Annotated in this window: 19 protein-coding genes and 1 other annotated feature; of the genes, 4 read left to right on the forward strand and 15 right to left on the reverse strand. The window is 34.2% G+C overall.

The window, feature by feature from the left end; genetic code table 11:
* Nucleotides 1-50: 50 nt before the first annotated feature.
* The 3 genes from COE53_RS15305 to asnA form a co-directional block, all read right to left on the reverse strand.
* Nucleotides 51-629, reverse strand: a complete 579-nt coding sequence (locus COE53_RS15305) for a sensor domain-containing protein (protein WP_069035343.1) — start codon at nt 627-629, stop codon at nt 51-53.
* 197 nt (nt 630-826) lie between these two features.
* The gene (locus COE53_RS15310; RefSeq protein WP_069035344.1) at nt 827-2,167 is read right to left on the reverse strand and encodes an erythromycin esterase family protein; all 1,341 of its coding nucleotides are present in this window, start codon (nt 2,165-2,167) and stop codon (nt 827-829) included.
* Between the two features lie 435 nt (nt 2,168-2,602).
* The gene (gene asnA / locus COE53_RS15315) at nt 2,603-3,586 is read right to left on the reverse strand and encodes an aspartate--ammonia ligase (protein WP_091023089.1); all 984 of its coding nucleotides are present in this window, start codon (nt 3,584-3,586) and stop codon (nt 2,603-2,605) included.
* Nucleotides 3,587-3,655: 69 nt separating this feature from the next.
* Nucleotides 3,656-3,916 (reverse strand) — a binding site (T-box leader).
* Between the two features lie 463 nt (nt 3,917-4,379).
* Between asnA and COE53_RS15325 the strand changes: the two genes are divergently transcribed.
* On the forward strand, nt 4,380-5,213 hold the full coding sequence (locus tag COE53_RS15325; protein ID WP_091023087.1) for a carbonic anhydrase: 834 nt from the start codon (nt 4,380-4,382) through the stop codon (nt 5,211-5,213).
* Nucleotides 5,214-5,885: 672 nt separating this feature from the next.
* On the opposite strand, the gene COE53_RS15330 is transcribed toward COE53_RS15325, so the two are convergent.
* From COE53_RS15330 to COE53_RS15370, 9 genes are all read right to left on the reverse strand, one after another.
* Nucleotides 5,886-6,296: a VOC family protein gene (locus COE53_RS15330; protein WP_069035347.1), complete on the reverse strand. Its 411-nt coding sequence runs from the start codon at nt 6,294-6,296 to the stop codon at nt 5,886-5,888.
* 352 nt (nt 6,297-6,648) lie between these two features.
* Nucleotides 6,649-7,596, reverse strand: a complete 948-nt coding sequence (locus COE53_RS15335; RefSeq protein WP_091023084.1) for a helix-turn-helix transcriptional regulator — start codon at nt 7,594-7,596, stop codon at nt 6,649-6,651.
* A gap of 166 nt (nt 7,597-7,762) precedes the next feature.
* On the reverse strand, nt 7,763-8,935 hold the full coding sequence (locus tag COE53_RS15340; protein WP_091023082.1) for a sugar ABC transporter permease: 1,173 nt from the start codon (nt 8,933-8,935) through the stop codon (nt 7,763-7,765).
* Between the two features lie 15 nt (nt 8,936-8,950).
* Nucleotides 8,951-10,465: a sugar ABC transporter ATP-binding protein gene (locus tag COE53_RS15345; RefSeq protein WP_098948368.1), complete on the reverse strand. Its 1,515-nt coding sequence runs from the start codon at nt 10,463-10,465 to the stop codon at nt 8,951-8,953.
* Nucleotides 10,466-10,573: 108 nt separating this feature from the next.
* The gene (locus COE53_RS15350; RefSeq protein WP_254664640.1) at nt 10,574-11,722 is read right to left on the reverse strand and encodes a sugar ABC transporter substrate-binding protein; all 1,149 of its coding nucleotides are present in this window, start codon (nt 11,720-11,722) and stop codon (nt 10,574-10,576) included.
* A gap of 374 nt (nt 11,723-12,096) precedes the next feature.
* Nucleotides 12,097-13,638, reverse strand: a complete 1,542-nt coding sequence (locus COE53_RS15355; RefSeq protein ID WP_069035351.1) for a response regulator — start codon at nt 13,636-13,638, stop codon at nt 12,097-12,099.
* Nucleotides 13,639-13,656: 18 nt separating this feature from the next.
* The gene (locus tag COE53_RS15360; protein WP_069035352.1) at nt 13,657-15,078 is read right to left on the reverse strand and encodes a sensor histidine kinase; all 1,422 of its coding nucleotides are present in this window, start codon (nt 15,076-15,078) and stop codon (nt 13,657-13,659) included.
* Entirely contained in the window at nt 15,068-16,060 is a 993-nt protein-coding gene (locus tag COE53_RS15365; RefSeq protein WP_069035353.1) for a sugar-binding protein, read from the reverse strand. Before COE53_RS15365 ends, COE53_RS15360 begins: the two co-directional genes overlap by 11 nt.
* 430 nt (nt 16,061-16,490) lie before the next feature.
* A complete protein-coding gene (locus COE53_RS15370) occupies nt 16,491-17,741 on the reverse strand; it encodes a dicarboxylate/amino acid:cation symporter (protein ID WP_069035354.1) in 1,251 nt (416 codons plus the stop codon).
* Nucleotides 17,742-17,980: 239 nt separating this feature from the next.
* On the opposite strand from COE53_RS15370, the gene dcuS reads away from it, so the two are divergent.
* Nucleotides 17,981-19,591 carry a DcuS/MalK family sensor histidine kinase gene (gene dcuS / locus COE53_RS15375; RefSeq protein WP_069035355.1) on the forward strand — a complete coding sequence of 537 codons (1,611 nt, stop codon included), beginning with the start codon at nt 17,981-17,983 and terminating at the stop codon, nt 19,589-19,591.
* Nucleotides 19,584-20,297: a response regulator gene (locus COE53_RS15380; RefSeq protein WP_091023076.1), complete on the forward strand. Its 714-nt coding sequence runs from the start codon at nt 19,584-19,586 to the stop codon at nt 20,295-20,297. The genes dcuS and COE53_RS15380 overlap by 8 nt, the downstream gene beginning before the upstream one ends.
* 479 nt (nt 20,298-20,776) lie before the next feature.
* On the opposite strand, the gene COE53_RS23725 is transcribed toward COE53_RS15380, so the two are convergent.
* Both COE53_RS23725 and COE53_RS24035 read right to left on the reverse strand, forming a co-directional pair.
* Nucleotides 20,777-20,977: a hypothetical protein gene (locus COE53_RS23725; RefSeq protein WP_139116382.1), complete on the reverse strand. Its 201-nt coding sequence runs from the start codon at nt 20,975-20,977 to the stop codon at nt 20,777-20,779.
* A 235-nt stretch (nt 20,978-21,212) separates the two neighbouring features.
* Nucleotides 21,213-21,386: a hypothetical protein gene (locus tag COE53_RS24035; RefSeq protein ID WP_175403535.1), complete on the reverse strand. Its 174-nt coding sequence runs from the start codon at nt 21,384-21,386 to the stop codon at nt 21,213-21,215.
* Between the two features lie 420 nt (nt 21,387-21,806).
* On the opposite strand from COE53_RS24035, the gene COE53_RS15385 reads away from it, so the two are divergent.
* Nucleotides 21,807-22,247 (forward strand): cupredoxin domain-containing protein, encoded by a 441-nt coding sequence (locus tag COE53_RS15385; RefSeq protein WP_069035357.1) that lies wholly within the window; start codon nt 21,807-21,809, stop codon nt 22,245-22,247.
* Nucleotides 22,248-22,413: 166 nt separating this feature from the next.
* Here the strand turns inward: COE53_RS15385 and COE53_RS15390 are convergent, their stop codons facing one another.
* Nucleotides 22,414-22,854, reverse strand: a complete 441-nt coding sequence (locus COE53_RS15390) for a hypothetical protein (protein WP_069035358.1) — start codon at nt 22,852-22,854, stop codon at nt 22,414-22,416.
* Nucleotides 22,855-23,180 lie beyond the last annotated feature (326 nt).

The raw sequence follows: 23,180 nt of genomic DNA on the forward strand, positions 1-23,180 counted from the left end.
AGAATAATCTTTATCGCATTTTTATACTTTTAAGTTTAGACTGCAAACTTCTATCGATTTAGCTGCCGAATCATATTGCGTGTATAACCTCCAATTTTTTTTGCCAAACCATCTACTAATCTAATACTTATAGCGGTAATCACTATACCCATAGACATTACAATGAGTGCCTTGACAAAAGTATCAATCTGCATGAAAAAAATATTCATGTCGATGTATCGATACAGTATTGGTGCCAATAGAAACATAAGTGGCATTACATATAAAACGACTGCACTTATGAGACTGAAAATTCCAATCACAAATTTCTGCATTAACCAAAAGACTGCAGACCAGGTGCGACGATTCGTAAGCCCTAATTTCACTTGTGCCCAGTCCGATGTATCCGTTGTTACACTACTATTATAAGAGTCTGTCGAAATATCAGTGTAAATTTTCGTTTGTATACGTTCGAATTGGATAAAGGATGTGGTCGTCTGAAGTACGCGTATAACTAGTGGAATCCCGACTACAGTAAATGAAAGGGTGAAACTCAATAGCAGAGCAACCAGGTAAAAACAAAAATAAAACAGTCCTGTAACAAAAGTTAGCAATAAAAAATAACCATTCTGGATGAATCTTAGTTTCATAAGGTTCATCACTCCTCTCTATTTAATACCAGCATCATACTGCTTTCTTTGTCAAACTCACTAGTGTAAAAATGTCATATGACATTTTTACATAATGCTAAAAAGGGCGAATTAGCCTACTCCTGTTTAAAAAAAGATGATTTCCATCATAAAACAATCCCGTTCTTGGCTCTGCAAGAAGGGATTGTTTTGTACTCTTAATTAATATGAGATGGACTTGTTTTTCGGATATGAAAAATTATATCGAACTGCTCAAGCAATGAAGTATCATTATATAATGAACCGTTTGGGAGGATCTGTCCCCCTATACTCAGTAATGGCCTCTTTTCTCTAACCCATTTCTTTGCTTGACCATTAAGGTGACGATTATCTAACAAAAACATATTATATGGGACTTTTCCAAGGATATAATTGAAACTATTCACATCTTGTGGAATCGTATCAGTTGCAATCTTACCTCCAGTGGTAGGATTATATTCGCTGTATAAGGTGAATTTTCCCTCGGTAGTTGTACTGCCAATTGAAACATAATTATTGTCTAAACGTTCTTTCAAAAACTGTCCCGCAACATTAGGGTATAATTTCTCATCGATAATACCTTTGGCTATGTGGATATTGTGTGCCCATACCATAGTTTTACCGCCAAATGTCTCTTGTGCCCACATTGCATGATCAGCCAAATATTGATCATGTAGCTTCACCATACTTGGATAATCATTAGGAAGCATCATTGTGGTAAATTCCTCTATTACATTCGCCGTCTCTTTCACCCAGATAAACTCGGATGAAACTCTCTCTGTGTTTGCTTGTTCATTTTCATTATTTAGCAATTGGACTACTTTCTCAGCATTTGCCTTGAATTTTTCTTTCATTTCAGGAGCAAGCTGCATATATTCCTGTATACTTCCAGTGTAAGAAGAAAGCTCTTTATAGTTTTCTTCTACTTCTGCCCGTATATCTGGTCGATGCTGCTTTACATAATCAGTTACTTTATGAAAGACACTTTGATCCATTGTTTTTAAGTCAAGTCCGATAAATTGGATTTTCTTTTTATTGGATGGATCAGCATTATAATCTTTCATCCACTCAATCATGGCTATAATTTCATCAGTAGGATATAACAATTTTAAGAAATCTCTAGGATTCCCTTTTCCTGTTTGGATATAGTCATTTAGCTTTAAGCCGTTCCCCCAATCTTCTTCCATTCCGAAATTCGTAAAACCCATCTCAGTAACTAAGTATTTCACTAGGCGAAACTTCATGGTGAAAATTTCGGAGCTTCCATGAGTATTCTCTCCTAATCCTACATATTGAGCGCTCCCAATCATGTTCTTAAGTGGTTTTAAATCGTCAAATGGTTTTGATGGTTCTATCGTTTTTAATCGCTTTGCCTGTGATTCTATCGAATTAACGATATTATGTTGGATTGGTTGAACTGAATCTTCGACTGCTACCGCTTGAGCTTTTCCTTCTCCACCAAATCCTGCAACTAATATAGCTGTACTAACCATTGCACAATACATCTTTTTCTTATTCATTTTCTCACCTCAATTGAATTATTCAAAAGCAAGATTGATTGATACACTTGCACGGATCAATCAATTGCCTGAATTCAATTGTTAGCTATTTCATATCACATTTTCTAGTTACATATTGTCATAAGATTAATTGACACAGGTCATATGCTAATCATTACACTTTCGTACTTTCAGTTTTATCTGTAATTTTTACAATATTAACTCTAAGCTAACTCTACTTTATTTTCCAATTACCTTTGACTAAACAGTCACTGCCATTCAGAGCAACAAAAAAAATCGAATTTACATTCGATTTTTTTGTCCACTAATGCATGGTATATTTTAGTTTTCGATTTTCTTAAGTTTCAAGAAAATGATTCATAGTCTTATAATGTATTCTAATTGTTTAACCTTTGGTTTTGTATATTGCATTCTTATTTAGAGGTCCTGTCTTTTCTAAAACAAATGAATGTTTTCTTTCTTACATGCTTCTCGCATTTCATCAGGCCATACAGAAGATTGAACTTCACCAATATGCGCTTTACGTAAGAAGAACATGCACATTCTTGATTGCCCAATACCACCACCAATTGTTAGTGGAAGTACTTCCTCTAAAATACCTTTATGAAAATCATAATCGCGTTTGAAATCTTCACCTGTCTTCGTTAACTGCTCATCAAGTGATTTACGATCAACACGGATACCCATTGATGATAATTCAAATGAGGATTGTAATACTGGATGCCAGAATAAGATGTCTCCGTTTAATTTCCAATCGTCATAGTCAGCTGCACGTCCATCATGTTTTTCACCAGAACGAAGTACATCGCCAATTCCAATAATAAAAACTGCACCATGCTCTTTTGCAATTGCATGCTCACGATCTTTCGGTGTTAATTCTGGGTATTTATCTTCTAATTCTTGGGCTGTAATAAATATAATATTTTCTGGTAAATACTTCCCAAGATACGGATATTTTTCAAATAAATAATTTTCCAAATCTTTGAAGATTCCATAAATTGTTTGTACGGTTTCTTGTAAATAATCTATTGTACGCCATTGATTTTGAATAATTTTTTCCCAATCCCATTGGTCAACATAAATTGAATGAGTAGCATCAAGTTCCTCATCACGGCGAATCGCGTTCATGTTTGTATATAAACCTTCACCAGCTTCATAACCATATTCATGCAGTGCAAATCGTTTCCATTTAGCTAGTGAGTGAACAATTTCTAACTCTTCTCCTGAATGTAGCATATCAAATTCAATGGGGCGTTCTACACCGTTTAAGTGATCGTTTAAACCCGATTTTTTCGTTACGAATAATGGTGCAGATACGCGGAACAGTTCAAGACGTTTTGCTAATTGTTCCTCAAAAAATGTTTTAACTTCCTTAATTGCGATTTGTGTCTCTCTTACTGTCATTAATGATTGATACATGCCTATTTCCTCCTAAAATGTTTGGATGTAGTAAAAGAAGCCAACAAAAAAAGCCCTTCTTTCCCAAAAAACTGGGACGAAAGACTTTGGTTCCGCGGTACCACCCAAATTAGCAACAGAGGTTGCTCACTTATTCAGTACGGAGATTAGAGAGATCTCGATACTGTTCTTCTTTAACGGCGAAGTTCACGGCTAAGTCTACTTTCCTAAAAAAGGATTTCGGTTAGCGACTCCAGGAGGTTCTTCATAACAGGCTTCGTATCAGGCTCACACCACCCCTGACTCGCTTTGTCTACGTCCTACTACTACTCGTCCTTTCACAGTCGTTTGTTGTCACATCTCTGAAACATTTTATTAATGATTATTTTATAGATAAAAATGAGAAAGTCAATGTTTTTTTCAATTTTTATTTTATTCTAAACAAATAAACATGTTAATGATCTATCTTTAAACTGTTCTCTTTTGCGTTATTTTGTAGCCAGTAATAGATCTTTTGAACTCGAAGGTTTCATTCATTGTTGTCAACTATTTTCACGGATGGCTAACGCTCAACTAGCCCAATTCAACAACCTTAAAGCTGCTTTTTTAGCTTTTTTCTTATTCAAGTAAATGGCAGGTTAGTGCAATAAGAAAGGATTAGAAATTTAGTTAAATAATCTACAAAAGAAGGAAAAATTTTCCTTTATATAGAAATGGATATATTTGGATATCATTTTTTATAAGGAGAATTTTAAATTATGATAAAACGGAAAGTAGTCATATATAAAAACAGGAAATGGGGAAAGACACTGACATGAAGAAGATACTCGTTTATCCAATTTTAGCTGTGATGTTAAGTTCTGTATTAGGAGCTTGTACATCACAAAATGCACAAACTCCCAAACTAAAAGAAGAACAGGCAACTGAAAAGAATGCAGGAACAGAAGTAACTAAAATAAATACTTCCCATTGGTCCTATAAAGGGGAAACAAGCCCCGAGCACTGGGGGGAATTAGATCCTGCTAACTCAGCCTGTGTAAATGGTAGTGAACAATCGCCAATTAACATTGAATTTTCGCAAGTTGAGAATGAACAAGATGCAGAAGACCTTCAAATTAATTATGAACCGATGTTATTTTCACTCATGAACAATGGTCATACTGTACAGGCAAATGCTGCGGGTGGTAGTAACAGCATACTCATTGAGGGGAAGGAGTACAAGCTTGCACAATTTCATTTCCATACCCCAAGTGAGCATCAATTCAACGGCAAAAATTATGTAATGGAGCTTCACCTTGTACATAAAGATTCAAATGGAAAGATTGCTGTCCTTGGAGTGATGATTCAGGAAGGTGAAGAAAATAAAAATCTGGCAGCGGTCTGGGATATTCTACCGAAAGAAGAAACAGATAAAGATATTCCCTTGAATGAGACAGTTGATTTAAAGGCTTTGCTTCCTGAAGATCAAACTGCATTTCATTATGAGGGTTCATTAACGACCCCTCCTTGTACAGAAGAGGTAAAATGGACCATTTTTGAAATGCCGATTGAAATGTCAAAAGAACAAATTGAAGCATTTCGAAAGATTTTCCCCGATGATCATCGTCCAGTTCAATCTCTAAATAATCGTAAAGTCATAAAAAGCTAAAATATCCACGTTAATAGATTGTTATACCCAACGGGAGCGTTGATCAAAGAGAGATTAATACTCTATTTTGTTGACCTTACTTATATAGGGAATAATTAATAGTCTTATCATGATTGAAATGAGGGAAATTAGAATGTAGTCTCCTGACAATAATTGATAACTAATTACATCACCATCTTTTAGATCAGTATTAGCAATGAACCTCTTTGGTATTTTTTTAGCTTGTGGTTGTTAGGAATTTATTTGTTCTTTTAGTTTTAGTAATACTGCTTGCCGCTTCTTTTTTAATTGTTCGTCATCTGCCCAATATTCAAGATCATCACCACTATCAATAATTTGAATGGCTATATCTTTTACTTCGTCTTGGAGTCTACCTAATTTCCATTGAATACACGCAAATGTTAACCAGAAAGTAGTGATTTCATCATCATCTAATCATTATTCTTTTTTATTAATAAAGCTCGATAGAAATCTATCTTTTATTTTATTGGCAACAATTTCATCAAATTGTTTTATTCGATGAATATAGAGGTCCATTTTCTTAATGGTTCATTTTCAAACCTGGAAGACGATGTAGCCACCAGAGAAATGATATCGGCACATTCGGCCCAAAATGGTCATATATTTTACAAATCGTGGCCACTCTCAAAATTGTGGCCACACTCGCTTCAACTATCCGTCAACCCTACCGCTGAACCGTTTGATCGCTTCCTCGGTCACCGGCTCGAAGAGGTTTACAAGGTTGCCGTCGGGATCACGGAACAACATAGCACGGTTCCCCCACGGCATCGTGGTCGGTTCCTTCACCCACTCGTCAATAAAAGGCTTTAAACGTTCGTATTCAGCATCGATGTTGTGGATTTGAAATTCGATGATAACAGTGTGATTACTGGCCGCTATTGCGGAACCAGTGCCAAACAGTGGTACCGTCTGCGAGTGGCCGATTGCCAGGGTGCACGATTTCAAAACAAGTTCGGCAAAAACAGGCGCGGGGCGTTCCGCTGAAACACTCAAGACTTTTTCATAAAACTTGACAAGACGATCCAAGTCGTCGGTAATAATGCGAACAGAAGCAAAATTCACTAGATAACACCCTTCCTAATAAAATATCGTATCATATCATTTTTGGCCAGAACCAGCGATGCTATCGTAAATTGCAAAAGGTTACGAAGTCCTGTTTTTTCCATTTTAAGTAACCTAATTTGCGATTTAACGGACATTCGTTGGTTCTACCCAGGTTTAAAACTGTAAAGGCTAGATTTAATCAATAATTATTCCATTTTTGGTTTTAGGACCCATCCTTCCATGTCTGCCTACTGTGCAATTGGTCCATAGTAATATGAATTATCCTTTGCAAGACATACTTCGCATTTATCTCCCACTCCTTTACGTTTGCTTACTCCCATTATAAAAAAACACTACTGACAACAGTATGTCAGTAGTGTTTTAACATTTTTTTGACTTCCTCACGAATCCGATTTCGGAATGATTCAGGCTCCAATACAATCACTCCCGCTCCCCAGCCAAGCACCCATTGTAGCAATTCGTCTAGTTGACGAACGCGTAAGACCACATGCAATCCATCTCGATGCTCTTCCATATCCTCCATATATTGATGGTTCGACTCCCTCACTTTATCTACGATGTCATGGTTAAATCGAAGGCGTACTCGCAAGTTCCTATCATCCGGAGGGGTATACTCCCTTAAGTTAAAATGCGACGCCAGTTCGAATCGTTCTTCCAGATCGATAAGTTCCGTCATTCGGGACAAGCGGAAGTGGCGAATCTCTTGGCGCAGATCACATCGAGCTACGAGCATCCACGATCCTTGAATGAGCACCAATCCATAGGGAGCAACGGTACGAACACTATGGTGCTTCCCCTCGGAATCTGCAAGTCTTTTTGCATAATGAAAGTTTATCTTTCGCTCGTCTAATATCGCTCGACGGATCTTTTCTAGATATTTCTTTTCTTTTGACGGCGTAACCTGTTTATCGGAAATGAGCAAACGCATAGTTTTGAGTACTTGAGAAGTTTCATTGCGAACGCTCGACGGAAGAATGGCCTCGATTTTGGCACCAGCCGCTTGAGCCCTGACACGATAATCATCATCAAATTGTTGTTCGATAAAGTCTGTTCCAATCAGTAGGCTCACGGCTTCTGGTACCGTAAAACTGATAGGGGGAAGGAAATAGCCTTCCATTAAGGAATATCCTGTCCCAGGGGCTCCTATGATTGGCACACCAGCTTCACTCAGCGCCTGAATGTCGCGGTAGATGGTTCGCACGCTAGTTTCAAATAGGGTTGCCAAATCTTCGGCACGTACAACTTCTTTACGTTGCAACTCCAGCACAACGGCTAACAATCGGTCTGTTTTGTTCATTGGTTCCCCCCTTGAATGTTTATTACAAAATAATATACCACATGTTCTTCAACTAACCTGCCATTTAATCGAATAAGATAACCTCAATCCACTTTAACAAATTCAAATTTTAAAAATAAAAAAACAGAAACAAGCCACCACAATCGACTGTTTCTGTTTTTAAATATTATTTCCCTTTATTACGTGTCATTACGTCAAACACAACCGCAAGAACAAGTACTGCTCCTCGAATGATGTATTGGTATGAAATATCAATACCCATTAAGTTCATCCCACTTGTTAATGAAGCCATTACGAATGCACCGATAATTGTACCTGTTACTTTACCAACACCACCAGCAGCAGAAACACCACCTACATAAGCTGCAGCAATTGCATCTAACTCAAACATTGTACCTGCTTGGGGAGAAGCAGATGCAAGTCGAGCTGTAAACAATACGCCTGAAAGGGCTGCAAGCATACTCATTGAACCGAATACAATGTAAGTGATTTTCTTTACGCTAATACCACTTAACTGTGCTGCTTCAGGGTTTCCACCAACTGCATAAATGTGACGCCCTAAAGGAGTTCTTGTTGTAATGAAGTGGTAGACTACTACTACAATAAACATGATCACAGCAGTCCAAGAAATTCCTTGATAGCCCGCTAGAATATAGCAAATGTAACCAATGATACCAGAAATAAATAATAATTTAATAATTTGCATTGGCATTGAAAGTACTTCAAAACCGTATTTTATGTTTACGCTTCTCTTTTTAAAATCACTCCAGATAAAAAGAATGATAGAGATCGCACCGATTAATAGTGTTGATATGTGTAAACCATTTAAATTTCCTAAACTAGGAATATAGCCATTTCCAATTGCCTTAAAGCTTTCGTTAGCAACGATGATTGTACCAGTTTTAACAAGAGACATTAGTAGTAATCCCTTGAATATTAACATTCCTGCTAATGAAACTACGAATGAAGGGATTCCTAAATTAGCAACAAAGAATCCATTAATTAGACCAATAATAGCGCCAAATACTAGAACTGCAATGATAGAAATCCAGACTGGCAAACCGTGTGTTAGAAATAGAGCAACTACTGCTCCTAGAAAACCAGCAACGAAACCAACTGATAGGTCAATATGTCTAATGACAATTACTAATGTCATCCCAACTGCAAGGACTGCAACATAACCTGTCATATTGATTAAATCACTTAAGTTACGAGATGACATAAATAATCCATCTGTATTTAAAGTAAATACTAACATTATTACTGCAAGAGCTATATACATTCCATATTCACGGATGTTTTTCCTTAATAACATGCCTGCTTCTTGAAAAAAGTTCATTTTATTCAACCTCTCTTAAACGGTAGCTAGAGCCATAACGCTCTCTTGAGTTGCTTCTTCTCTTGATAATTCTCCGGTTATTTTACCTTCTGCCATTACATAAATTCGGTCACTCATACCAAGGACTTCTGGAAGTTCAGAGGAAATCATGATAATGCTCATGCCTTGTTCAACCAGTAGATTCATAAAACTATAGATTTCAAATTTTGCACCTACGTCTATTCCACGTGTAGGTTCATCAAGAATAAGTACATTCGGATTTGTAAATAACCATTTACTTAACGATACTTTTTGCTGATTTCCCCCACTCAATTTCCCAACAATTGAAGTAATTGAAGGAGCTTTTATGTTTAACTTGTTTAAATAATCATTTGCAACGACAATTTCTTCATGTTGATTAATCACACTTGACTTGGAAATTTCAAATAAGTTCGTAATCGAAATATTATTTTTAATATCTTGTTCAAGGATTAATCCGTCGCCTTTACGATCCTCTGTTACATAGGCTATACCAGCTTTTATTGCATCTTTTGGATGTTTAAAACGCTTTTGTTCACCATGCACTAAAACGGAACCATCAAGTTTAAAATTTGTTGGATTACCAAAAATACTTTTTGCTAGTTCTGTTCGACCCGATCCCATCAATCCAGCAATACCGATAATTTCGCCTTTTCGAACATTTAGATTGATATGATGAAGAATTTTTCGACCTAATTTTGGATCGTATACATCCCAGTCTTTTAATTCTAATGAAACTTCACCAAACTTTTGATTTGGACGCTTCGGATAAATATCATCAATTTCACGCCCAACCATATGTTTGATAATTGTGTTTTCGGTGATTTCTTCTTTATTTAAAGAGCAAATTGTTTTCCCGTCACGAAGTACAGTAACCGTATCTGCAACAGCAATTACTTCTTTAAGTTTGTGCGAAATCATAATACAAGAAATGCCTTGGTTCTTTAATTCTTCCATTAAGAATAGTAGATTTTCACTATCATCTTCATTTAAAGCAGCTGTAGGCTCATCAAGAATAAGCAATTTAACATCTTTACTAAGTGCTTTAGCAATTTCAACAAGCTGCTGTTTCCCAACACCTAATTCCTTAATTTGCACGTCCGGATTTACATCCAACTTTACCTTTTTTAACATTTCGATCGCTTTTACAATCGTTTCATTGAAATCAACCGTCATTCCCTTTTTAATTTCATGCCCGATAAAAATATTTTCATATACGGACAGTTCAGGAAAAAGTGATAATTCCTGATAGATAATTCCAATACCCTTTTTTTCACTATCACTAATTTTTGAAAACTTTTGAACCTCATCTCCAAAAACAATATCACCTGTATAAGTTCCAAATGGATAAATACCACTTAATACTTTCATTAAGGTCGATTTTCCAGCACCGTTTTCACCAACTAAGCAATGAATTTCACCTTTTCTAACCTTGAAGTTAACATCGCTTAATGCTTTCACCCCTGGAAACTCTTTTGTGATATTTCTCATTTCTAAAATAAATTCACTCATATGATCCGTCTCCCGAATTTGCCATCTACTTGAGTCATTAAAATTGAATAATTAACAAAATAGTGACGGTTAGACCATCACTATTTTGCAAGTTTTTTCTTCTATTAATTACTTCAATCCAGTGAAGTCTGAAGCACTATAGTATCCAGAATCAACTAAGTCTTTCTTCACTGTGCTTTGATCAACAACAATAATATCTGTTTGTTTTGTTTTGATATCAGCTTTACCGTTGTTTGTAACGCCTGAAGCATCAGGAGTTTCATTTTTTAAGATTGAAGTTGCAGTAGCGATTGCATCTTTAACTAAAGTACGAACATCTTTGAAAACAGTCATAGATTGTTTGCCATCGATAATGTATTGTACAGAAGCTTTTTCAGCATCTTGACCAGAAATTACATATGAAGTTACGTCTTTATCTGATTTAAATGTATCAGCGATTGAACGAGCTGTTCCATCATTTGGAGCAAGAACTAATACATCACCTTTGTCAGCTTTAGTAGCCTTTGTTAAGTTAGATGAAGTTAAGTTTTTAGCTACATTGAAATCCCAGTTAGTTGTAACTTGACCAATAATTTTTGCTTGCTCATCACGAGTTAAATCAGCTTTAGCTTTTAAGCTATTTGCAGCTGCTGAATTCTCAACTTTGAATGTTCCATCAGCAATTTTTGGTTGAAGAACTTTCCAAGCACCTTGGAAGAATAAGAATGCATTGTTATCAGATGCAGCACCTGCGTATAGGTATAAAGGTTGGCCTGTTTTACCTGAAGCATGGTCTACAAGATATTGTGCTTGTGCAGCACCTACAGCAACGCTATCAAATGATACATAGTAATCAACTGCGTCAGTACCTGTAATTAAACGGTCGTAAGAAATTACTTTAACACCAGCAGCTTTTGCAGCTTCAGCTGAAGCAGCAGCAGCAGCACCGTCTTGAGGACAAATAATTAAAACTTTAATGCCTTTTGCAATTAAAGAATCAACGTTTGCTTTTTCTTTAGCAGAGTCACCTTGTGAGAATAAAATTTCAACTGAATAATCTGTATCTTTTAAAGCATTTTTAAAGCGAGTTTCATCTTGAGTCCAACGTGGCTCATCTTTCGTAGGTAAAACGATACCAATATCAACTTTACCATCCTTACTTTTCTTACCAGCAGAAGTGCTATCACTTGATGTTGCTGATGATCCACATCCAGCTGCGACAAGAGTCATTACTAAAAATACTGAAATTATTGCAAAAATCTTTGATAACTTTTTCAAAGTGTTTCCCCCTTTTTTTCTGGTTACGCTTTCATAAATAAGGTTATCACGATTTTTATTGGAAACGCTTACCCATTTCCTTCACTCTTTTGTCTATTACCTGTACTAATTTACCCCACCTCAGAAAACGTTTACATTCAGAATATTAAAACTAGCATTATCTTAACTTTGAGACATATTAGTGCAGTTAATTTCGATTTAATACAAAAAAGAGTCAAACAGAAACTCAATAAAAGTATGTACAAATTTAAAAACAATTCGTAAATACGATCATTAAGTACGTCGTTAGACTCTTTTAACAATAATTATTCAAATAAAGTAATTAATCATTTATTAGTTCAAATTTAAGTTTCCAAATTTTCCTCTAATTCTCTTTAAATATTCATTAAAACTTTCTTCCTATATTCCTTAGGAGACTCATTCGTACATTTTTTAAATACTCGACTAAAGTAATTTGGATCATTATAGCCCACTTGGTAACAAATTTCTTTTAAATTCAATTCTCTTTTTTCCATTAATTGTTTTGCTTTATTGATTCTTAAATTCATTAAATAATCACTGAAAGTCTCACCTGTTTGTTTTTTAAATAGTTTACTAAAGTAGACCGGATTCAATTTTAAATAGTTGGCCACTTGCTCAAGTGAGAGATCCTCTATGAAGTGATGAGCGATATATTCCCTAGCCAATATCATGAGATGATTCGTTTTGATTTCTTTTTCTCGATCGATCTTAGTAATTAAATGAATGATTTGTTGCTCCACAAACATCTTCAATTCACTGATTTCGTTAATTTCTGGAATATGAAATTTCTCAACTTCAATCGATGAACTACGGAGAGATTGGAAAACTTGATTAAATAATGAATTTAATTCCCTTCTAACTTGCTTAACATTATAATTAACAAATCTTTCATACAAATAATTAAATTGGTTCATAACCTCTTCTAAATCAGCTTTTCTAAAAGTATCAATTAAAACTTGTTTTTCCTCGTCCGGTATACTTAAAGAAAGATTTACTGAATGCAGATTAACACGTGTTAACTCATCACATTCTAAACTTGCATGAAATGCCTCATTATAAGATTGTCGTAATCCTTCAATCCCTTGCTTTAAAGACCCAATACCAATCACTGTTTGATAACCAGTTTGATTTTCTATATATTCAATGGTTTTTAAAGCATCTTGATAGAGTACAAGCGATTGTAGATCAGCTTCTCGGTTTGGCTGTACTGGAATAAATATGGCTAATTGGCCATCTACAACAGGACTGATTAAACAATTCCTCCAAGATTTCATAAAATGCCTTACGCATTCATAAATTCTCCTCTGCTCCTTGTCATTTTGACTAATTTCTTTTGGCAATTTAATGACGTTCGCATAACCTAATTCGATTTCAAAACCGAGAATACTAGATAGTTGAGACACATTTAGTTCCTGAACAGTATTAAACATTAACATTAACGTATATTCATTTTCAGTGAGAGGACGTATAATCGATAAATTTTCAATAGCCTCTAATTCTTGTAATCTTTTCTTATGATCTTCTTCTATTTCATCGATCATTTTTTGAAGCAAAGAGATAATATGATCCTTTTTAGCTGGCTTTAATATATAATCTTTAACACCTAATGAAATAGCCTCTTGTGCATACGTAAAATAGTCATATGCCGTGACAATAAATATTTTCGTATCAGGTAGTTTTTGTTTTATAACTGAAACAGCTTCAAGTCCTTGAATACCAGGCATTTTTATATCCATAAAGATAATATGAGGCTGGTATTCTATTGATTTTTCAATCGCAACTCGTCCATTTTCAGCTTGTTCAAATTGAAATTGATTAGGCATTGAACGGTTAATCATCAATTCCAGTCCCTCACGCTCTAATGGTTCATCATCAACAATTAATAAACGATACATAGGTTTCCTCCTTCAATTTTAAAATTTTGATGAGACAGGAAGCTTTAAAATAATGGTTGTCCCTTTATTTCTTTCACTTTTGATATCAACAATATCTTCTTCTCCATAAAAGAGGCGCCAGCGTTTAAACACATTTGTTGTACCTAATCCAGTTGAGCTTTTTTGAGAGATGATCGGCATAGACGATGTTAAAAGAGCCTCTCTAGTCTCCTCTTTCATACCAGCACCATTATCATAAATTTCAATGTAAATATAGTTATCATGATTCTTTATCGTAATCCCAATTACAGCTCCTTGTTCCATCCCTTCAATACCGTGTATAAATGCGTTTTCAAGAAGTGGTTGCAATGTTAAACAAGGAACTTTATTTCCTAAACAAGACTCCTCTATATTCAATTCGAAGCGTACACGATCTCTAAACCTCGCCTTTTGAATCGAAAAATATTCCTCAGCATTTCTAACTTCTTCCAAAAGCGTTACAGGCTCGTCTAATTTTCGTAAATTATAACGTAGCAAATTCGAGGTCGATACAGTTAGATCACTCGTCTGCTCAGCCCCTTCAATATAAGCTAACTTAGATATAACGTTTAACGTATTGAACAGAAAATGCGGGTTTATCTGACTTTGTAAAGCTTTTAACTCAAGTTCCTTAACAAGGCGATCCTTCTCTACTATTTCAATATTTTTCATCATTAAATTACTTAAATTTTTGGACATTTCATTGAGGATTTTACCAAGAATACCGATTTCATTATTTCGATACAGTGTAGGAGGATCCACATTAAAATTACCTTTACCAATTTGTTTAGCCATATAAACTAATCGATTGATTGGAATGACAATACTTCTAGACAACCATATTGCAAAAACAATACTAATGATAGTCGTTATAACGAACAACTGGACACCTAATTGATTCATTGACTGAGTATTTGCAATAATCTTTCGAAAAATAGGCTGATAATTACTAAGCTCTAAATCAACTAAGTTTTGACTATCTTCTCTAATAAACCCTGAGATTTTCTCTATATCTCGGTATTGATCTGTATAGCTTGAAAAATTTTGAGAGACTAAATTATCTGTAATCGATGTTTCTAACTCTAGAAAAGAATCAATCATATGGGTAAAGTTTTCTAACACAAGCTGATTATTTTTAGTAGCATTATGTGTTAACAATTCCTTTTTTAATTTTTGTAAATTGCTTTTATGCTGCAAAATCGACCGATAGTTTTTTGGCTGTGGATTAATAATATAACTACTCACCAAGCTTAAATTCTCCTGAGTTTCAGAAGAGATTTGTTTATATAAAAATATTTTATTAATCATTAAATTATAACTCTCTTGAACTTTCTTACCATTTTCAAAAATAAAAAATGAAACTAGATTTAATAAAATAACTAGAATAGGAATAAAAATAAACAACTTTGTCCTAATTTTCAACGTTTCTCCTCCTGATCAACGTTTCTTTCGTCACCACCTCGGTTGGTGTAAAATTTTCTTTATTAATTACTTTTCCATGTAACCAGTCGATTAATAATCCTACAGATTGAAAGCCCATTTCATATGGCTTTTGAATCACAGTTGCTTTGATGGAATCATCTTGAACTGCTTGGAGTGTGCCTTCAATGTTATCAAATCCAAATATCTCAACTTGATTTAACTTTAAATTTTTTGATGCATTCAAAATACCAATTGCATCTAATGCACTCGTACCAACCATAACTGAAATGTCTTTATTATTACGTAGCATACTTTCAGTTTGAAGTTTTGCTTGAATAATCGATATATTAGAGGACTCGATATCCTTTACTACTAGTTTCGGATGCTTTTTAACAATACTTAAAAAGCCATTTAATCTCGCCTGCTGACTTTCTGATTTTTCACTCCCTATAATAACGCCAATTTTTCCAACACCATTCGTTTCCTCTACAACAACTCTACCTAACTGCTCTCCCGCGCTAAAATTATTTGTACCTACATAAGCTATACGCTTACTTTTTGGCGCATCTGTATCAATTGTGATAACAGGAATATGTTGTGTAACCGCTTTATTAATTACGGGCGAAAAAGTATTCTCATCAAGACTTTGTACGATAATACCATCCACCTGAGAAGCAATTGCCTTTTCTAATAACTTAATTTGTTCTTCCGGACTTGTACGTAAAGGACCAATATATTCAACATTTACTCCATATTTTTCTGCAGCAACATCTGCCCCTTCTTGTACTTTCCTCCAATAAGGATTATCAAACTCCTGCGAAATAAGGACAAAATGGAGTTTTTTCTTCGGTTCTACTTCCCGATCCTGTAATTTTTGAACTGAATTTTCAATATTTCTAGCATTTATTTCAAAATGAATAAGTACATAAACAAACAATAAAAAAAGCACGCTTAAAATAATCGACCATTTTTTCTCTTCCATAACGCCCTCCAGTCCTATATTAAAATAGTACATTTTGATTATACAGTTTACAAGACTATTAGACTTTACAATTTTTTCCCTTTTATGTTAATTACTAATTTTCCCAATTGTTTTATAAATAAGTTTGACGTTTTACTACACTTTATTTGTTAGTCAAACATCTCTCATAAAATTTTAAATCGATATATTGAAATTTTTTCAAAAAAAAATGATCTCCTTTCTATAAATAGGAGATCATTTTCATAAATTTTATTGTATCTATGTATTTTATTCCTCTTACAAACCCAAGAATTTTAACCAATCTCAATAACCATTGGTTGACTCAAAAAAGTGCACAAAATATCTGTGCACTTTTACAATATGGTTTCTATAATTTTTTTCTTTCACTTAATTTGTCCAGAATTAAAAATGTTGGATCACATTTTCTAACTTAAACTGTCATTTTTGTTTCCTCAAACTCGTAGATCGGATGATATTCCCCTTCAGACTTTGATACTACAACAGTAGCAACACCGTTTCCAATAAGATTAGTAACTGCGCGTGCTTCCGACATGAAACGGTCAACACCAAGAATGAGTGCCATTCCCTCTACTGGGATGGATGGAAATACCGCTAATGTTGCGGCTAATGTCACAAATCCGGAACCAGTAACTCCCGCAGCGCCTTTAGAAGTCAGCATTAATACTCCTAGTAACGTAATCTGCTGCAAAATGCTTAAATCAGCTCCATAAGCTTGTGCTATAAACAATGCTGCCATTGAGAGATAGATAGATGTTCCATCAAGATTAAAAGAATAACCTGTTGGAATAACTAGCCCTACTACTGATTTTGAACATCCATATTTCTCAAGCTTTTCCATCATTTTCGGCAACGCTGCCTCAGATGATGAAGTTCCAACAACAAGGAGGATTTCTTCTTTTATATAAGCAATAAATTTAAAGATATTAAAACCGAACATTTTAGCAATTCCGCCAAGAACTAGAACAATGAATAAAGCCATTGTTAAGTAAACAGAACCCATTAGTTTTCCAAGATATAACAGAGAGCCGATACCGAATTCTCCAATTGTATATGCCATCGCACCGAATGCGGCTAATGGAGAGACTTTCATGATAATATTTACAATTCCGAAGAACACTTCAGTCAATTTTTCAAAAAGCTCTATAACCGGTTTGCCTTTATTGCCTAAATGGGCAAGAGAAATGCCAAACATTATGGCTAGTAGAAGCACTGGTAGAAGCTGACCATTTGCAAATGCTCCAATAAAGCTATCAGGTATAATTGAGGCGATAAAGTCCATAAAACCATGGCTTGTTTCCGCAGCTGCCTTAGTAAATTGCGTAATATCTCCTTTTCCTGAAGTTGCATCAATCCCTTTACCCGGCTTTAATATATTTGCAACAATGATACCAATCACTAAAGAGATTGTCGAAACGATTTCAAAATAAAGTAAGGCCTTTCCACCAATTTTGCCAACTTTCTTTATATCCCCCATACCCGCAATTCCAATCACAATGGTTAAGAAAATAATCGGTGCAATTACAACTTTTACTAGTTTTATAAAAATATCAGCAATAACCTTTAACTGTGAACCGAAATCTGGAAATGCGAACCCTACCAAAACACCTAGAAAAATACCAAGAATAACTTGAGTTGTAAGACTTTTAAAATTAATCCTCAATGCCCTTATCCTCCAATCACTTTTTTGAAAACGATTACATTTTTTCGAATTATTTACATGTTACAATTTTGTGAACATTATAAATAGTTAAATTAACTTTTTAAATTGTTTTGTAATTAAAGTAAGTAACAAAATCACGATGTTTCGTTCAATTGGGCTATATTTTATAGTAAATTGGAAAAGTATGAATAAAATCATGCTAACTTTTAATAATTACTAGTAATTTTACGGAGGTAAATGTGCGCGATCAGCGATTTAGATTTAAATTAAGTACAATTATCATTTTTTTTGTTTGTTTAGTTGTTCTACTCTCTTTAATGATTACTGATTTATTAATAAGTAACAATGTCAGTAATAAACTTATAAAAAATCAAGAAGAAAAGGCCATAATTGTAGCCAGAACTGTTGCTAAATCACAACTTGTAATTGATGAAATAAGTGACAAACAGCCCACTACTGCAATTCAAGATTATACAAAGGACATTCAAACCGCCACAAATGTATTATTTATTGTTGTAATGGATATGAACGGAATCCGTAAATCCCATCCAAACCCAGAAAAAATTGGCAAACATTTTGTTGGTGGTGATGAAAAAGCAGCACTAAAGGGTAAAGAATATATATCGATTTCACATGGTACATTAGGTGAATCAGTTCGTGCTTTTACCCCTATATACAATGGAAGAAATGAACAAATCGGCGTAGTAGCAGTCGGAATATCACTTAAGAGTGTAGAGTCCGTACTTGGCAAAAGTCATTGGAACATTCTGATCGTTACTGTTCTTGGTTTAATAATAGGCATTATTGGTGCCATTTTACTTGCAAGGTATATTAAAAGGATATTGCTGGGACTCGAACCCTTTGCCATTGCAAGGATTCTTGAGGAGAGGAGTACAATGCTCCAATCCGTTCATGAGGGAATTATCGCAGTCGATAATCAATCAATCATTACCTTGGTAAATAAATCAGCATTACAAATCTTTCAAAAGGCTGGGCTTTCTCAAAAACCTGTTGGCATGAAAATAGATGAATATATGCCATCAACAAGATTGGATTATGTTTTGGAAACAGGTAAACCTGAATTAGATGAAGAACAAAACATAAACGGTATCTCCATCCTCGTTAACCGAGTTCCTCTTCTAGTAAATGGTGAAGTCGTAGGGGCGATTTCCACTTTCCGAGATAAGACCGAAGTAAATCAGTTAGCCGAACAATTAACTGGGGTAAAAATGTATGCGGAATCCCTTCGCGCCCAGTCCCATGAATTTATGAACCGACTTCACGTCATTCTTGGGATGGTCCAAATGAAATCCTATGATGAATTATCAGATTTTATCCGGACTTTAGTAAACTATCAAAATCAAGAATTTGGAAATATTACTCAACATATTAAAGACCCTGCTCTGGCCGGATTTATTATGGGAAAATTAAGTTATGCCAGGGAAGAAAATGTAGAGCTATCTTTTGAATGTAATAATGTCATACCAGAGCCAAAAGACCCTCAGTTCACTCAAGAATTAATAACCATTCTTGGGAATTTGATTGATAATTCGATAGAAGCAATGTCTGATACTGATGAAAAAACATTGGAAGTAAATTTTAATTACACTGAGAAATTTTTAACAATCGAAGTTTTAGATTCAGGACCTGGAATGTCTGATGAACTACAAAAGAAAGTATTTGAAAAAGGTTTTTCCACAAAAGGAGAAAATCGTGGCTATGGCCTTTATTTGGTTGCAAATAGCATTCAAAACCTAAATGGGGGATTAATTATCGACTCAAAATTACAGTTAGGGACTGAATTCCATATACAAATTCCATATGAAGAAAAGAGGTATGATCATGATTAAGGTCTTAATTGTAGAAGATGATCCGATGGTTGCTGAATTCAACAAACGTTATCTTAAAGAGATTAAAGGTTTCAGTTTATTAGGAATTACTCATTCCGTGAAAGATGCCATTAAATTCCTTAAAAATGAACAGGTAGACCTTATTTTACTAGATGTTTACATGCCTGGTTCGACTGGACTTGAATTACTTAGCTTTATTAGAGAACAAAATATGGCAGTAGATGTCATTCTAATAACTGCAGCTGCAGACAAAGAAAAAATCCATACAGCTATAAGATATGGTGCAATAGATTATCTAATTAAACCGTTTGAGTTTGAAAGATTTAATCAGGCCTTGATGAGATATAAAGATAAATATAATTTTTTTGCAACTAAAAATTTGTTTAGTCAGGAAGATTTAGATGAACAGTTCTTTAGTATCGATCAAAAACCTATTGGAGACGCAATGAGTAATTTGCCTAAAGGCTTAACTAGCAGTACTTTACAGGTAGTCCTAAATGTGATCAAGTCAAAAGGAAACAATCAGTTTACAACTGATGATATCTCTGAGACTACCCTTATATCACGAGTGTCGATACGAAAATATTTGAAGTTTCTAACCAGTCTTGGTGCTCTTGAAGAGTCATTAACATATGGAATTGGAAGACCAGTCTATTTGTACACTCTAAAATTAGATAAACTCAATCAAGTGAATACATTACTTTAAAAGTGGCCTTGCCACTTTTTTTAATTTTAGGCTCTGTTAAACTATAATGTTGATTTTTGCGTACTAAAAAAGCCTATTTTCTGATATGATCCCCTTATAGTAGACACGTGAAAAAGCCTATCTGATAAAATGGATAGGCAGTCTACTATAGGGGGATCTATTATGGCTTTAAAAGGAACAAAATTTAAACACTATTCAATTGAACTAAAACTAAAGGCAGTAAAATTATATGAGGATGGCAATGGAAGCAAGAAAAACCCATTTTATAATTCTTAATTAATTGTATACTTCATACGACTTAGATAACTTGAAGGAATTTAACCTTTTTTACATAAAATATCGGTTCATATTTATGAAGATAATCTGTCATTTTGTAGGATTATAATAAATTCTACTCACTGCATTTGTGTATTCAACATCTCCAATTGAGTGCACCTGCTGAAAGACTTTTGGAGAATGAGAACCTAACGGAACTAACATTAATTGTTTTTATCTTTATAGGAACGATCAGCGTTTACTCTGTTATCGAAATTGATTGTAAAAAAGAAAAGGTATGGTAAGATCCAATCGTAGTAAGAAAAGCCATCATTAAATGATTCTTTTATAACTACTGTACTCTTACTGCTCAGGGCTAATTCAACAGCATTTAATGGTTGGTTATTTTTATAGGTAACTACCATTGAACTGAGGATCTGCCATTATCCATTTTCTTATTTTAGAAATATATATTTCTACGACGACGTGACCTGCACCATATTGTCTGGTCTCACAATCCTGTGTTTTTAATGATAATATTCTCGAGCGAAGTCCCAAAGCATTTAAACACCCATTTAGAACTACTGCATATTCACAAACTTGCTCTAAAATATATAAAGGATCAGAGTGATTGGGTACGTTTTCACCATTATGCTCCCATTAACTATTTACCCAATTCATTACAGCTTTCACTTTTGCCAAATCGTCCATATCATCATTAATTAGGCTTCTTAATTTATACCTCTCACGAAGTTCTTTTAGATATTGATGGTTGTAATCAAGCCATAAAAACTTATCTTGAGTCCGAATTTCTTCAAAAGAAAAGGTAATCATTATAAGTCCTCCATATAATTACATAACATTGATTATCTAATAAATTCTACTCAAAAGTCTATTTATCTCTTTGACTAAAAATAACCTTCTAATTCAAAATAAAATTCTCATCATTATCATTCCTTATTCTACTAATCTGCCATTTAGCGTGATAAAAAAATCGACTATAAAGCCGATCATGTTGTTCAACTACATCATAGTTATGGTAAATTCATATCTCGCAATTTAGACTGATGTTTCAGTTGCTTATCCATTTTAAAGAATAGCCAATTCATTTCAAATTATCTTGAACTAGATCTCGAGTCGCTTTAATGAACTAAAGTAGAATTTAGATGAAGAAGAAAATTTTCATTAGATTTTCATTTCATTTTTATATTGTAAGTTTTAGTAGTTATCAAATTTAGGAGGAGTAATCTACTTATGAAAAAGAGAATGGGATTAATATTTACTGCAATAGCTTTGATGGTAATAATGTTAAGTGCTTGTGGAAGTGCTTCTAAAAATACTTCCAAAGATGCAACATCTAACAAAAAGTCGGATACCACAGTACAAACATCAAAAACTGCAAATCCATCATCTAAAAATTCAACAACAGGAAATGTAGTTGATATTAAGGTTATGGCGAAGGATTTTGCATATGATAAAAAAGAAATTCATGTTAAAAAAGGAGATAAGGTAAGAATCACTCTTCATAGTGATGATGGGGGACATGGTTTTACTCTTCCAGCATTTAATGTAAACATTCAAGGTAATAAGAGTGCTGAATTTATAGCAAATAAAACAGGCACTTTTGAATACCACTGTTCTATATTCTGTGGATCAGGACATACTCAAATGACAGGAAAATTAATCGTAGAATAGTCTATAAACTAAAAAGAGAGTTCAAATTGAATGTTAAACGACTGTCAATCATAGACAGTCGTTTTTGATTTAAAAAATCAACATTTTACTTTAACTGAGCCAATATTTTAGTAATAATATACTTGTGTTTTCTTCAACTAAAGCATGCTTTAGTTAAATAAGATACTTAAAGTTTTTCAATTGAAAAAACCAAGTCATCAAAATTCGTTTCAAAACCAAAGTCATTGCAGTAATAAATAAATATACCGTCTTTCTCTTCAACTATCATACCCGATGAGTATGACTGTGATTCCCTTCCATCGCCTTCATCCCAGATATTGTATAAACTTAGATATCCATTTTTTGAATGACATTTGCAAATAATCTCCTTGGGAGAAGTGTCTTCCCATAAATTAATACTCGGGTAGATTTCTTCATTAAGAGCTGGTATTTCAATCCCCTTATCTGTTCTTAACCAAATACCTTGCCTATGTAATGATCCTTTATTAATAAATTTAATTTTTATTAATTGTTGATCTACTATTGGTTGTACTTCCCATTTAATAACGTCGCTCATTCCCTTTTCAGAAAATGACTTACTATAAATTCGCTCAATCCCAATGTCCATTTCTCTTCTCCAATTCGTGTATGTTATATGTATTTTACACTATAAATTTACAAATTCCTTATTCAACTAAACTGTCTGATAGATGAATAAGAAAATCAACAATCTTCATTAACAGAGCCTAATTTTAAAACGTTGAAAAGGGGTAGGTTGAAATGAAGAGTAACCTGAAAGAAGCAGTAATACAGCTATACTCCAAAGTAGTGGCAAAAGCTCTAGCAGAGGCTGCAATTCAGCCAAAGAAAAGAATTACTTCTGCAAATTAAATTAGAAAAAAATAAAAAAGGCACTGACTTTGATGGTCAGTGCCTTTTTCAATACTAGTTTTT

The organism is Bacillus sp. AFS029533 (assembly GCF_002585125.1).
Classification (GTDB): Bacteria; Bacillota; Bacilli; order Bacillales; family Bacillaceae_G; genus Gottfriedia; species Gottfriedia luciferensis_B.